Annotated in this window: 10 protein-coding genes; 4 read left to right on the top strand and 6 right to left on the bottom strand. The window is 66.7% G+C overall.

Going from position 1 to position 13,918, the window contains the following annotated elements; all coding sequences use genetic code 11:
- Positions 1 to 100 precede the first annotated feature (100 nt).
- From hrpB to N4264_RS03650, 4 genes are all read right to left on the bottom strand, one after another.
- Positions 101 to 2,602, bottom strand: coding sequence for an ATP-dependent helicase HrpB (gene hrpB, locus N4264_RS03665; protein WP_261695722.1), 2,502 nt, complete (start codon positions 2,600 to 2,602; stop codon positions 101 to 103).
- A 54-nt stretch (positions 2,603 to 2,656) separates the two neighbouring features.
- A complete protein-coding gene (locus N4264_RS03660) occupies positions 2,657 to 3,172 on the bottom strand; it encodes a GNAT family N-acetyltransferase (protein ID WP_261695721.1) in 516 nt (171 codons plus the stop codon).
- Positions 3,169 to 3,609: a GNAT family N-acetyltransferase gene (locus N4264_RS03655; RefSeq protein ID WP_261695720.1), complete on the bottom strand. Its 441-nt coding sequence runs from the start codon at positions 3,607 to 3,609 to the stop codon at positions 3,169 to 3,171. Before N4264_RS03655 ends, N4264_RS03660 begins: the two co-directional genes overlap by 4 nt.
- A gap of 79 nt (positions 3,610 to 3,688) precedes the next feature.
- Positions 3,689 to 4,900, bottom strand: coding sequence for a hypothetical protein (locus tag N4264_RS03650; protein WP_261695719.1), 1,212 nt, complete (start codon positions 4,898 to 4,900; stop codon positions 3,689 to 3,691).
- A 162-nt stretch (positions 4,901 to 5,062) separates the two neighbouring features.
- Here N4264_RS03650 and N4264_RS03645 point away from each other — a divergent pair, with 162 nt between their 5' ends.
- The 4 genes from N4264_RS03645 (at position 5,063) to N4264_RS03630 (ending at position 8,810) form a co-directional block, all read left to right on the top strand.
- Positions 5,063 to 5,851: a TatD family hydrolase gene (locus N4264_RS03645; RefSeq protein WP_261695718.1), complete on the top strand. Its 789-nt coding sequence runs from the start codon at positions 5,063 to 5,065 to the stop codon at positions 5,849 to 5,851.
- Between the two features lie 139 nt (positions 5,852 to 5,990).
- Positions 5,991 to 7,070, top strand: a complete 1,080-nt coding sequence (locus N4264_RS03640; protein ID WP_261695717.1) for a flagellar motor protein MotA — start codon at positions 5,991 to 5,993, stop codon at positions 7,068 to 7,070.
- A gap of 8 nt (positions 7,071 to 7,078) precedes the next feature.
- Positions 7,079 to 8,164, top strand: coding sequence for a peptidoglycan -binding protein (locus tag N4264_RS03635; protein WP_261695716.1), 1,086 nt, complete (start codon positions 7,079 to 7,081; stop codon positions 8,162 to 8,164).
- A gap of 268 nt (positions 8,165 to 8,432) precedes the next feature.
- A complete protein-coding gene (locus tag N4264_RS03630; RefSeq protein ID WP_261695715.1) occupies positions 8,433 to 8,810 on the top strand; it encodes a hypothetical protein in 378 nt (125 codons plus the stop codon).
- Positions 8,811 to 8,833: 23 nt separating this feature from the next.
- On the opposite strand, the gene N4264_RS03625 is transcribed toward N4264_RS03630, so the two are convergent.
- Positions 8,834 to 12,112: an error-prone DNA polymerase gene (locus tag N4264_RS03625; protein ID WP_261695714.1), complete on the bottom strand. Its 3,279-nt coding sequence runs from the start codon at positions 12,110 to 12,112 to the stop codon at positions 8,834 to 8,836.
- Positions 12,109 to 13,551 (bottom strand): Y-family DNA polymerase, encoded by a 1,443-nt coding sequence (locus tag N4264_RS03620; RefSeq protein ID WP_261695713.1) that lies wholly within the window; start codon positions 13,549 to 13,551, stop codon positions 12,109 to 12,111. Before N4264_RS03620 ends, N4264_RS03625 begins: the two co-directional genes overlap by 4 nt.
- Between the last annotated feature and the right edge of the window lie 367 nt (positions 13,552 to 13,918).

Genomic DNA, 13,918 nt, shown 5'->3' with positions numbered 1-13,918 from the left:
TCGCGATCAGGGGTGCAATCGTGTCGACGACCGCGCCGGCCTGCGCCGCGCGACACGCTGTGCAACGGCATCGTGACGGTTTTCCGTCACGGCGAAGCGCTCAGGTTCCGCGGGGCTTGGCGCGGGCTGTCGGGGTGGCGGTCCAGGGGTCATCGGGCCAGGGATGTTTTGGATAACGCCCCTTTAGCTCTTTTTTCACTTCGGGATAGGTGCGCTCCCAGAAGCCCTTGAGATCCTGGGTGACCTGGATGGGTCGCTGCGCCGGCGACAACAGGTGCAGGGTGACCGGGATGCGCCCCTGCGCCACGCGCGGCGTGTCGGCCAGCCCGAACAATTCCTGCAGTTTCACCGCAAGTACGGGGGCCTGGCCGGGCACATATTCCAGCCGACGCTCATTGCCACTGGGAACGCGGATGGCCACGGGCGCCTGCGCGTCGAGCGTGCGGCGCTGTTCGTAGTCGAACAAGGCAGCCAGCGCCTCGGAAAGATCGTCCGTGCGCAGGGCGTCCAGGCGCGACTTGCCGGAAAGATACGGGGCCAGCCACGTTTCCAGGCTGGCCAGGAGGGTAGCGTCGGAAAGGTCCGGCATTTCCAGTTCCGGACACCAGGCACGCAGCGATTCGGCGCGACGGCGCAGTTCACGGGCGTTGTCGCTCCAGGGCAGGCAGTCCAGGCCCTGGTCGCGAATCGCGGCAATCAGGGCAGGCACGGCATCCTCCGGCTTCGCCGGCACGCTTCGCCGTTCCAGTACCAGCGCGGCGAAACGGCGTTCTTCAAATGCCTCGACACCACGGCGCGCATCATTCCACCGCACCGCGCGCTGCGTGACGAACCGTTCGGGATAATCGCGTTCCAGCAGGCGCGGATCGAACGGCGCCGCCGCGAGGACCAGGCTGTCTTTCTCCTCGAACCGCAGATCGAGCGCGACCAGCCACGGTTCGCCGTACAGCGCCGTGTTCTCGTGCAGGCGCGCGCCGCGCCCGTTCGCCAGCGCGTAACGCAGGGGATTGCTGGCGTCCTGGCGTGCGACACGATCGGGGAAGGCGTGCAACAGCAGATCGCCGATGGCGTGGGAATCGGGGATTTCCCGCGCCGGTCGATCGCAGCGCAGGCGCCGCCGCCATCCGGTGCTCGCCTGGTCGATGGCCGCAATCGCGCCCCGGTCGATGCCTTCCGCGCCGCGGTCGCCGCGACGCCACGCGTGCAGCGCCGCGATGCGCCCACGGAAATCGTCACTGCGGGCGCCCTCGCCACGCAGCGGCGAGCGTGCATCGATCGCCGCCAGGAGGTCGGCCACCAGCGCACGTGACGCGTCCGGCGCGCGCAACGCCGCGGCGGACAAGCGTGGCTGGGCGCCCAGCGCCAGCATCTGGCGACCCAGTGCCGTAATGCGGCCGGCATCATCCAGCGCGCCCAGCAATGACAGCAGCTGTCGCGCCTGGCCCAATGCGCCAGCGGGCGGCGCATCGAGCCAGGGCAGCGCATCCGCGCCCCAGGCTGCCAGCTCCAGCGCAAGGCCCGACAATTCCACCTGGTCCATTTCCGGCCGGCGCGCTGCTTCCAGGCGCTGGCTCTGTGGCCACAACCGGTAAGCGATGCCGGGCGCAACGCGGCCGGCGCGACCGGCGCGCTGGTCAGCCGAGGCCTGGGCGATCGCCACGGTCTGGAGTCGGGTGAAACCGGAGTTCGGATCAAAGCGCGGCTCGCGTGCCTGCCCGGCATCGATTACCGCACGGATACCCGGTAGCGTGACGCTGGATTCCGCCACGTTCGTGGCCAGCACGATGCGACGCTGCCCGGCCGCCGCGGGCGCGAGTGCGGCGCGCTGGTCCGCCAGCGACAATTCGCCGTGCAGCGGCTGCACCGTGACCGACGCATCCACGACCGACTCGAGCAGGTTGCGCGCACGATCGATTTCACGCTTGCCCGGCAGGAACACGAGGATGTCGCCATCGGTTTCCTGCAGCGCCTGCTCCGCTGTTCGTCGCAGGTGCGTGAATGGGTCTTCGTTGGAACGCGCGGGCGGATACTCGATGCGCACCGGGAAGCTGCGCCCCGCGCTGGTCAGCCGCGGCGCCTCCAGCCACCGCGCAATCCGCTCGCCGTCGAGCGTCGCGGACATGATCACCAGCCGCAGATCCGGCCGCAGCGTGCCCTGCACGTCCAGCGCCAGCGCCGCCCCCAGATCCCCCTGCAGATGGCGCTCGTGGAATTCGTCGAACAGGATTGCACCAATGTCCGGCAATTCCGGATCCGACTGGATCAGTCGCGTCAGAATGCCCTCGGTCACCACCTCGATCCGCGTCGTCGCACTCACGCAGGCCTCGAACCGGATGCGATAACCGACCGTCTGCCCCACCTCTTCGCCCAGCTGCCGCGCCATGAACTCGGCGGCCGCCCGCGCCGCGATGCGACGCGGCTCCAGCACGATGATCTTGCGCCCGGCCAACCATTCAGCGGACAGCAACGCCAGCGGTACCTGCGTCGTCTTGCCCGCGCCCGGTGGCGCTTCCAGTACCAGGCGCGTGCCTTCAGCGAGGGCGCGCCGGATATCGGGGAGGATTTCGTGGATGGGGAATGCGACGGGAGCGGGCTGGGTCATCCGCATAGCGTAACGGGCGCGGACAGGCCGCGCATGCCGCCATGCCGCCATGCCCTATTGAGCGGAAGACCTTGCCCCAAGCCGCCGGACATAGAACCGTGTATCGACGCCCATCAGCGGAAACGCGGCCGGGAGGTCTTCCTGCGCCACCGGCACGAAGCCGTTGCGTTCGTAGAACCGGTGTGCAGCCTGGAAGCGCTCCGTGGTGCCAAGGAAGACCGTCTGGAAACCCTGCACCTGGCACCAATCCAGCAGCACCTGCAGCAGGCGCTGCGCGACGCCGGCCGCGGCACCGCGGAAATCCGGATGCACGAACATCTTGCGCAAGGCGCCCTGGCCATTGCCGATGTCCTTGAGCGCGATCGTGCCAATGACACGTCCTTCCGAGAGAGCAATCCAGAAATTTCCCTTGCCCAAACGGTAGTAGCCATCGACGTCGACCAGATCAGGCTGGTTGTCGATGCTCATCGCGAAGCCGAACTCATCGCGCTGGATGGCGACAATCAGCTCGCCGGCGGCGCGGACGTAATCCCCAGTCTGCGGAATGATCGAGACGGAGTCGCTGCTCATGGCGTAGCGGCGTTCGCGTAGATGTCCGGAAAATACCGCTCCATCAGCGACTCGGGCCGGCTCGGGCTGGTAAAGCCGTAGCGCGCATACAACGAGTGCGCGTCCCAGGTCGCCAGGGTGAAACGTCGCAACCCCTGCAACTGCGGATGCGCCAGCACCGCTTCCATCATCCGCTTGCTGTAGCCCTGTCCGCGGCGATCGGGGAGCACGAAGACATCGACCAGGTTCGCGAAGGTGGCGTAGTCCGAGATGACGCGGGCGAAGGCCACCTGCGTGGATCCGACGTAGCCGCTGAAACACAGGGAATGATCGAGCGACCGTTCCACCACGGCGCGGGATATGCCCCGTGCCCAGGTCGAATGTCCGGAGAGGTAGCGGAAGACGACGTCGCGGTCCACGCGTGCCGGGTCGGTGGTGATCTCGAATGCGTCGGTCATAGGGTAAGCCCGTTGATTGCCCTCAAACGCAAAGCGCCCCTCGCGGGGCGCTTGCGGGAACAACTGGTGTAACGTGGGCCTATTCGCAGGTCAAGCCGTTGGTATCGACCGCGCGGATCCAGTTGCGCGTGCCGCTGCCGGCCGGGACGCCGGGGATATTGGCGGTGCCGTTGAAGGTGAAGCTGGTCGAATAGCAGGTCGGGAAGTTGAACGTCACCGAACCCCACGGCAGGCTCTGCGCGCTGGCGCCGAAGTTGCCGGCGAAGCCACCGCCGTTCTGGTAGACCGTCGGCACGACGAGCGGTCCGCGTGAATCGATGGGGAAGTCCTGTGCACCGAACAGCCAGAACGGACGGCCATCATTGGTGTAGGTGAACCAGGCGAAGGTGAAGAGCTTACGCGTGGTGTTGCCCGGCAGGTCGAACACCTGCACCAGGATGCCCTCGCCACTGTGCGCCGGGTCATACCAGTTGCCGGTGAGATAGCCCGTGATGGGCTGGTTCTGGAACGCGGTGGGATAAGTCGATTGCGTCGGGTTGTAGACCGGCACCTGCAGCGCCTGGCCCGTGTCACCGTTGAAGAAGTTGAAGAACGTAATGGTGAACGGATTGTTGAAGTCGAAGTACGCCGTGGAGCTGTCGTTGGAGGCGAAGTTCTCCAGGACGAAGGTGCTGCTGCGGATCAGCGGCTCATCCGCCTTGGTGTGGGAGAGCACCGTGTTGGGTTCTTCGGCCACGCGCACCAGTTTGAGCGTATTGCTGCCCTGCGTGACCCGGACGCCCGGGAACAGCGGGTAGCGCTGCGTGTTGCCTTCGTTCGCCGCATCGCGGTCGATCGCCAGCAGGGTGACCGATTCGTAGAACTGTCCGCTGCTGCTGCAGGGAATACGCCACAGGCGCACGTTGACATCTTCGGTAACGTAGCCGTTCACGCCGGTCTGGATTGCGGCGAGGCGCACGCGGAAGGGAGCCGTGGGCGGTGTGAGCGGGCCGGAGAATTGTTCCGGCAATGGGTGCGACAAGCAGCTGGGAGCGTAGGCACGATACGCGTTGGGAGCCGGTGTGGTCGCCTTGGCAACGGGGCCCGGCGTCGTTGCGGCACCAGCGCTGCGACTGGCGGTGGTCTTCTGCGTTGCCCCGCCCAGCAGGACCTGTGCCTGCTGCTGCTCGCTGGCTACCGACTCGCGACGTCCCTCAGCGGCAGCACCGGTTACCACGTCGGCCGCCATGACGGTGGCCGAAAAGCCCACCAGAACCAACCCGGCCCAGCCGAGAACCTTGAAATTGCGCATCACACTCTCCGTTGGATAAGCCTTCCGCACCGTCCGCAGCTTGTCCGCGAACGCATGAATTCCCTATGAACTTTCCCGCCCGTCTGAGGTCGCTCGCCGTGCCTGCGTGGAGGCGTGCGCGGCCTTGAAGGATAATCGCGCTCTTTGTCGCGGTGATACCCCATGCAGTTGATCGACATCGGCGCAAACCTGACCCATTCCTCGTTCCAGCATGATCTGGACGCCGTCGTCGAGCGGGCCCGCGCACACGGTGTCTGCCGGATGGTCATTACCGGTGCCAGCCGCGAGGGTAGCCCGGCCGCACTGGAGCTCGCCCGGAAGTTTCCTGGCCTGATGGCCGCGACGGCCGGCATCCATCCGCATCACGCCTCCGAATTCGACGCGGAAACGGACGATTTGCTGCGCGAACTCGTCGCAGCCCCCGAGGTGCGCGCCGTCGGCGAAACGGGGCTTGATTACCACCGCGATCTGTCGCCACGCCCGACCCAGCTCTTCGCCTTCGAGCGCCAGCTGGAAATCGCCCTGGACTGCGGCAAGCCCCTGTTCCTGCACCAGCGCGACGCGCACGCGGATTTCATCTCCCTGCTCAAACCCGTCCGCGATCGCCTTGGCGCCGTGGTCGTGCACTGTTTCACCGGAACGCGCGAGGAGTTGTTCGACTACCTGGACCTGGACTGCCACATCGGCATCACCGGGTGGATCTGTGACGAACGCCGCGGCACGCACCTGCGCGAAATCGTCGGCAATATCCCGGCAAACCGGCTGATGATCGAGACGGACAGCCCCTACCTGCTGCCACGCAACCTGAAACCCATGCCCAGCCACCGGCGCAACGAGCCGATGTTCCTGGGGCATATCTGCGCGGAGCTCGCGCGGGACCGCGGCGAGTCCCTCGAAGCGACCGCCGCCGCCACGACCGCGACGGCGATGCAGTTCTTCGGGCTGGACTGACGTTCACGGACGCTGCGGTACAGTCGGCCAGCCTCCGCGGCGGCGCTGGACGGGAACCAAGTCCGACGCAACCGGTCGGAGCTGATCGGCATCCAACCGGGGGGCGTTACGCCCGTCCCGACCTCCTCCAGGCACCGACATGACCCGACCGTACCGCAGCCTCCTCTGGATGATCGGCTTCCTTGCCGCCATCGCCGCCCTTGTCGCCCTGATTGCGCCGCGCCTGGTGGATGCGTTCCAGGCCAACCCGTTCTTCAACGGCATCATCCTGCTGACCCTGGCCTGCGGCATCGCGGTCAACCTGCGCCAGGTGCTGATGCTCAATCGCGACATCGACTGGATGGAGCATTTCCGCCGTGCGAACCCCGAGCGGCCGGTACCGGGCAAGCCGCGCCTGCTGGTGCCGATGGCGCGGATGCTGGCCGGCCGCGAGCGCGGCAAGCTGGCGCTGACGCCTACCTCCATGCGCACGGTGCTCGACGGCGTCTATCTTCGGCTGGAGGAATCGCGCGACCTGTCGCGCTACCTGATCGGCCTGGCCATCTTCCTGGGCCTGCTCGGAACGTTCTGGGGCCTGCTGGCGACCATCCGTTCGGTCTCCGACATCATCGGCTCGCTGGACGTGGGCAGCGACGCGGCCGCCATGTTCACTGCGCTCAAGGCCAATCTGCGCGAACCGCTCGCGGGCATGTCAACCTCCTTCTCCACGTCCTTGTTCGGCCTGGCCAGTTCGCTCATCGTCGGTTTTCTCGACCTGCAGGCAGGTCACGCGCAGAACCGCTTCTACAACGAACTGGAGGAATGGCTGTCCAGTCTCACCCGCCTTTCCGGTGGAACCGCCGTCGGCGTCGAAGGCGACACATCGGTGCCTGCCTACGTGCAGGCCCTGCTCGAGCAGACGGCCGACGGCCTGGAGCGGATGCATCGCGCCCTGGTCGAAAACGACCGCGAGCGCCGCGCCTCGAACGAGCACCTGGGCGAATTGAGCGGACAGCTGGCCAAGCTCACCGAATTCCTCGCGCGCGATGCGCGCGAGCGGCACGCCAGCCTTGAAGTGCAGGAGGAACTGCGCACGGTGCTCAAGTCGCTGGCAGCCCAGTCCCAGGGCGGACAGTCGCTCTCCGACGATCTACGTTCGGAGTTCCGCCTGCTGTCGCGCACGATCGCAGCCGCGATGGACACGCAGCGTCGTCCCGCTCCCGCTGACCGCGGTTACTGAGGCCTCCCATGCGCAGTCTTGCGACGCGTCGCCGCGGCCTGGATATCTGGCCGGGATTCGTGGATGCGCTCACCTCGCTGATCATGGTGATGATGTTCGTGTTGCTGTTGTTCGCCATCGGGCAGTTCGTGCTGTCTGACTCGCTCGCCGGCAAGAACCGCGCGCTGGACAGCCTGAACGCGCGCGTGGCGGAACTGGCGAGAACCCTGTCGCTCGCCGAATCCGCCAAGACTGCGCTCGACGCGCAGGTGAAGGAATTGTCGGCATCACTGGGCGCCACCGCCGCCGAACGCGACCAGTTCAAGACCTCCCTCGATGCGGCGCAGACCGAAGCGGCGCGCCTGGGCGCCGACGTGGCGGCACTGCAGAAGCTCAAGGCGGAGCTGGAAACCGAGGTCGCCAAGCTCGCCGGTGAGCTCGGCATCAGCCAGGAGGAGACGGCCAAGGGCAAGGAACTGTCCGCCCAGCAGGTGGCGCAGATCGAGTTGCTCAATCGCCAGCTGGCGGCGGTCAACACGCAGCTGGCGCAGATCCAGGCCGCGCTGGACGTGGCCAGGAAAGACATCACCGCGAAAGACCTGAAGATCGCCAACCTCGGCAAGGAGCTCAATATTGCCCTGGCCAATCGCGTGGGCGAGCTGGAACGCTACCGGTCCGAGTTCTTCGGCCGCCTGCGTGAGGCGCTCGGCAACCGGGCGGACGTCCGCATCGTGGGCGACCGGTTCGTCGTGCCGACGGACATCCTGTTTGATTCGGGCTCGGCCGAGCTGAGCCCGGCAGCACTGGCGTCGATGGCCACACTGGCCATGACGGTCCGGGAGGTGGCGTCGGAGATTCCTTCCACCGTCGACTGGGTGCTGCGTATCGACGGCCATACGGATGATCGCCCCATCCATACGGATCGCTTCCCCTCGAACTGGGAGCTGTCGTCGGCCCGCGCCGTGTCGATCGTGAAGTATCTCGTGGTGCAGGGGCTTCCGGCGCATCGGCTCTCCGCCAACGGCTTCGGCCAGTTCCAGCCGCTGGATACGTCGCAGACACCCGAGGCACTGGCACGTAACCGGCGCATCGAGATCCAGCTGACCAATCGCTAGTGGCCTGTAATCGAAGAGTCGGGAGTGACTGGCGAAGGGCTGGTCGTGCTGGGCGCCGCTTCGGGGTGAGGGGAGCAGTGCTACAGCCCGAGTGAGCGGCAAGTCCAGCGCGGCCGGAACGAGTCAGTCTCTTCCGATTCGCGTGTTGCAGGCCATTAGTGCCAACGACCAAGGTCTAAGCCACGACGCGCAGGAACGGATACCGCAATCGCGCGACTTCGTGTACTAATTGGATTCTCTTTTTGTCGATTAGGCGCAGTCGTAGCCAATGGCGGACCATCCGGCAATTCGTCAGCTGTTCCAGAACCATGGCCTGGCTGCCGCCAACGACTACGTGCGCGTGTCGATGTGCCTGCAGCTGGGCTGCTGGGATTTCGCCCTGCCGGAACTGGCGCGCCGCGCCATGGCGATGGTGACGCAATCGCTGCAGCCAGGCTTCGACTACAGCCGCCTGGATGCCCTGCGGCTGGAGATTTTCCGCCATCTGGAGCAGAACGCCGACCTGCTCGAACATCATCTTGGGGAGTACTGGGCGCTGACGGCGGCGCTGGGCATGCTGTCGCCGGACAGCGAGATCGATACGCTGTGCGAGGGATACGACTGGTTTTCCATCTGCCTGGAAGGCATGCGCGACCAGGCGTCCTAGCCTTTCGCATGGCGCATTGTGGATCAGTAGAAATTGCGAACCTGACTGTCGAGCCCGGCCGGCAGGAGCGACGTATAGTTGTGCAGCCGCTTGGCAACCAGATGGCGGACGCCCTGCTCCGTCTGCAGTACACCATCGACCCCCAGGAGCACCGACTCCAGCAAGACCCGGCGCTGGCGTTGCGCAAGGTCGCGCCAGACGACCACATTGACCTGCCCGTGCTCGTCCTCCAGCGTGACGAAGACCACGCCGCTGGCCGTCGGCGGGGCTTGCCGCACCGTGACCAGCCCCGCGCTGCGTGCAAAGGTGTTGCCGTCCAGCGCCTGCAATTCGCGCGAATCGCGCACTGCACGCCGGCGCAGGGCGGCGCGCGCCAATGCCGCCGGATGCGCTTCCAGTGACAGGCCGGTCGTGGCGTAGTCGGCCATGACATTGGCTGTACGCGTGGGGGGACGCAGGGCTACGCGCTCCTCCTGCACGGTGGCTCCGCTCAGCAGCGGCGTGGGGATCTGCGCGCCTGCGCTCTCCCAGCGGGCGCGATGGCGATGCCCCGCCAGCGATTTGAGTGCACCGGCTTCCGCCAGACGGTCGCGCTCGAACCGTTCGATCTGTGCGCGGGCGGTGAAGTCGGCCACATCGGCAAATGGCCGCACGCGCCGCGCTGTCACGATGCGTTCGGCTACCACCTGTTTGAGCGACTTGACCAGGCGCAGGCCCAGGCGCAGTGCATGGCCGCCGCCGGGCAGCGCCTCCAGGGTGCAATCCCAGTCGCTGTGGCTGACATCGGCCGGGCGTACGCAGCCGCCGTGGTGGCGCAGGTCCTGGATGAGCTGCGCCGGCGGATAGAAGCCCATCGGCTGGGAATTGATGAGCGCGCAGGTGAACGCTTCCGGGTGATGGCATTTGAGCCAGGAAGACACATAGGCGATCTGGGCGAAGCTCGTCGCGTGGGATTCAGGAAAGCCGTAGCTGCCAAACCCCTTGATCTGCTCGAAAATCTGCGTGGCAAAGGCGTCGTCGTAGTGATTCCGGCGCATGCCGTCGCGGATACGCTGCTCGAAGTGCTCGAGGCCACCGTGCCGCTTCCAGGCCGCCATGGAACGACGCAGCTTGTCCGATTCCTCCGGCGTGAAGTCGGCGGCGAGCTGCAGCAGGTGCATCACCTGCTCCTGGAAGATCGGCACGCCCAGCGTCCGACCGATCGCCGGCGCCAGGCGCTCGTCTGGAACATAGTGCTCTTCACCGCTGCGCCGGCGCAGATAGGGATGCACCATGCCGCCCTGGATCGGCCCCGGCCGCACGATGGCCACTTCGATGACGAGGTCGTAGAAGGTGGCCGGCCTCAGGCGGGGCAGCATCGACATCTGCGCACGCGATTCGATCTGGAAGACACCGATCGTGTCGGCCTTCTGGATCATTTCGTACGTGGCCTGATCGTCCGGCGCGATGGATTTGAGGCCCAGTTTCTCTCCCTTGTGTACCTGGATCAGGTCGAAACATTTGCGCAGGCAGGTCAGCATGCCCAGGGCCAGGCAATCGACCTTGAGCAGGCCCAGGGCCTCCAGGTCGTCCTTGTCCCACTGGATGACGGTGCGGTCCGCCATGGCGGCATTCTCGACCGGCACCAGGCTGTGCAGCGGATGTTCGGAGATGACGAAGCCACCGACATGCTGGGAGAGGTGGCGGGGGCGGTCCACCAGCTCGGCGGTGACGGCCATGATGCGTTGCAGGGTGGGATCACGGCTGTCGAAGCCGTTTTCCGCCAGCAACGCATCCAGCGATTCGCCCCCGTTGCCACGCGTGAACACGCGACTGAGCGCATCGAGCTGATCAGCGCCCAGCCCCATCGCCGCACCCACCGCGCGCACGGCGCTCTTGGATTGCCAGGTGATCACGGTCGCCGCGAGCGCGGCACGGTCGCGACCATATTTGGAGAACACGTGCTGCAGCACCTCTTCGCGCCGCTCGTGCTCGAAGTCCACATCGATATCCGGCGGCTCGTCGCGATCGGCCGAGAGGAAGCGTTCGAACAGCAGGTGCCCTGTCGCCGGATCGACCGAGGTGATACCCAGGCAGTAGCAGACAGCCGAGTTGGCCGCCGATCCGCGCCCCTGGCAGAGGATGGGCGGATCCTGCCGGCGCGCCCAGTCGACCAGTTCGTAGACCGTGAGGAAGAAGTGCTCGTACTTCTTGTGCCGGATCAGGGCCAGCTCTTTGTCCAGCTGGCGGACCACCCTGTCCGGAATGCCGTCCGGCCAATGGGCACGGGCTCCCTGCCAGGTCAGTTCACGCAAATGAGTTGTCGCGTCGCGGCCTTGCGGAACCAGTTCATGCGGATACTCGTAGTTGATGCCATCCAGCCGGAAGCGACACCGGTCGGCCACGACCTGCGTTTCGGCCAGCAGCGCCGGCGAATGGATCGCGCACAGCGTCGCGATCTGGCGCAGGTGCCGTTCACCGTTCGGAAACAGCGCATCGCCCGCGTTGGCAACGGTGGTGTTGAGGCGAACCGCCGTCAGGACATCCTGCAGCACGCGCCGGCTGCGATGGTGCATATGGACGCCACCGGCCGCGAGCACCGGCAAATGGCTGTGTTTTCCCAATTGCACCAATGCCGCTTCGTCGGCCGCGTCGTCCGCGCCGCGATGCAGTTCGACGGCAATCCAGGCACGGCCGGCGAAGTGCCGCCGGACCCAGTCGGCATCATCGGCGAGCGCCGCGGTGACCGCCTGCGCGTCCGGCGCCGGCTGGCGCGAAGGCAGGCCGGCAGGATCCGGCAGCCACAGCACGACCAGGCCCGGCGCGAGGTTTTCCACATCCGCCCGGCACAGCCGGTAGCTGCCTTTTTCGCAGCGGCGTCGCCCGAGGGTGACCAGGCGGCACAACTCCGTGTAGCCGGCGAGGTCTTCGACCAGGAAGACCAGGGTCGGGCCGTCCGCCAGCCGGATCTCGCTGCCGACGATCAGGCGCAGGTCGAACTTCTTCGACGCCTCCCAGGCACGCACGATGCCGGCCAGGGAGCACTCGTCGGTGATGGCCAGGGCGTTGTAGCCCAGCCGCGCGGCCCGCTCGAACAACTCGGCCGCACTGGAGGCGCCGCGCTGGAAACTGAAGTCACTCAGGCAATGCAGTTCCGCGTAGTAGACGGCGACGGACGGATGCAACGGCGGCGCCTCGGAACCGCCATCCACGCGGGGCCGCGGCAGGCGGCGCGGGCGGCTGACCGGGCCGTGGTCGTGGATCTGCGGCGGCTCGTCAAAGGAGGGCGGCCGCAGCGGCACCACCTTGCCGGGCGGTTTCATGCGAACCAGCCGTGCAGCATCCAGCCGCTGTACGCCCCGGCAGGCAGGAAGGCCCAGGCACGCTGGCCATCGCGGGTCTGCACGATGTAGTAGTCGCGCCGCGCATCAGCCTCCCACCAGCCGCTTTCGATGCGCTCGGGCCCCGCCAGGATGCGCGCCGGATCCGGTCGCAGCACGATCGGACGGCGCAACAGCCACAGCGGCCGTGGACCACGCAGGGGTGGGTCCAGGCGACCTGCCGCCCCGTAGTGCCAGGCGAGTTCAGGCCGGTGATCGTGACCGACGGCCAGCTGTCGCACGGCGCCGTCGCCCAGGCGGGCGCGCAGGCGATCGGCGAGGTCTGGCCAGTCGAGGGACTGCTCACGGCGTACGTCGAACAGGTCGCCGTGGCGCGGCTGGAAGGGCGGCAGGTCTTCTGCTACCAGGGAAATAGCACTAACCTCGGCAGCCAGGCTGACGCGCTCCAGGCGTCCGCGGCAGAACTCGAACAGACCGTCGGCATCGCGGCGCGCGGTCAGCAGGGTGACCGGCACCTGGGTGGCGGCGCGCTGCTCGTGTTCGAGCAGCAGATGAAAGTGCTCGACGCTGCTGTCGCGCAGATCCAGGTAGAGCGCCAGTTCGCGCACCAGCCGCCGCAACGGAAACAGTAGCGCCGGCCAGCTGTCCACGCGCCCGTCCAGCTCGATTCGTCGCGCAAAGCGATCGGGTGGACGGTACAGCGGCAATGTCTCGGGGGCTCGACCCTGCAGGCGGTCGAGCCAGCGTACGCCGTCAACGCCGATACGCCGGGTCAGTTCCGCGCGCGGCAGGGCCAGGACGTCGCACAGACGGGTCAGCCCGATGCCGGTGAGGCATTCCACGGCTTTCGCATCCAACCCGCAGAAAGGCAGCGGTACGCGACGCAGTGCCGTACGCAGCGGCGCGTCATGAACAATGGCGACACCGTCGCTGATCCGGGCCAGTACGCTGGCGGCAGCGGCGACAGGCGCCACCGCCATGCGGTGGGCGTACCCCAGTTGCTGCAGGTCGGCGCGCAATTGCCGCTCCAGTGAAGACCATCCGCCAAACAGACGCAGGCTGGCTCCCACTTCCACCAGCAGGGAGTGATCCTCGAACCGGCTGACCTGGGCGCTATAGCCGTAGGCCCAGGCGGCGAGCAGATCCAGCAATTGCCGCTCACCTGCCGGATCGCGCGGCCGCAGCGTCACCTGGGCACACAAGGCCGACGCCGCCGGCAAGGACTGACCACGCCGCACCCCCTGGGCCTGCGCCGGCGCGTTGGCCAGCGCGATCACCGGCCGCTGGCGCGGACCTTCATACACCGCCTGCGGTTGTGCCGGCTCGCTGGCGACGTCATCGGTCACCGCTTCCGCGGTACCTGCGGTAGCGAATACCGCTGCCAGGGGCAATTCAAAAAAATGGAGGCAGGCCCAGAGCATGGCAAGGTAATGTGGTCAGGAAAGCCAACCTTGGCCAGTACGTGTCTCAGGATGTGCGCCAGATCAATTGCCAGGACGCCTCGCGGCCAGTGACCGGCCCTGCTGTTGGTCCTTCCCGCCGGAAGACCCACGCCTCGCAGGAGAAGCGTTCTTCATCGGCCCCCTCGTCGACGCATCGAATGGCAAGGACGTGCACCGCATGCCGGTCCGCGAAACCACGGCATCGCTGCCGGATGGTGCTGGCGGCAACGATAGAGGGTTACCCGTAACCCACTCCGGCGCCGATGCAACCGATGACCCAGGCTTGCGTCGTCTGACGGTGCTTGATGCCAAAGGACCATCGCCGGCTGATACCAGAAGTGGCAAA

The organism is Tahibacter amnicola (genome assembly GCF_025398735.1).
In the GTDB taxonomy this organism is placed as follows: Bacteria; Pseudomonadota; Gammaproteobacteria; order Xanthomonadales; family Rhodanobacteraceae; genus Tahibacter; species Tahibacter amnicola.
Note: the sequence above shows the minus strand (reverse complement) of the source record. Positions and strands in the feature narration are given on the sequence as shown.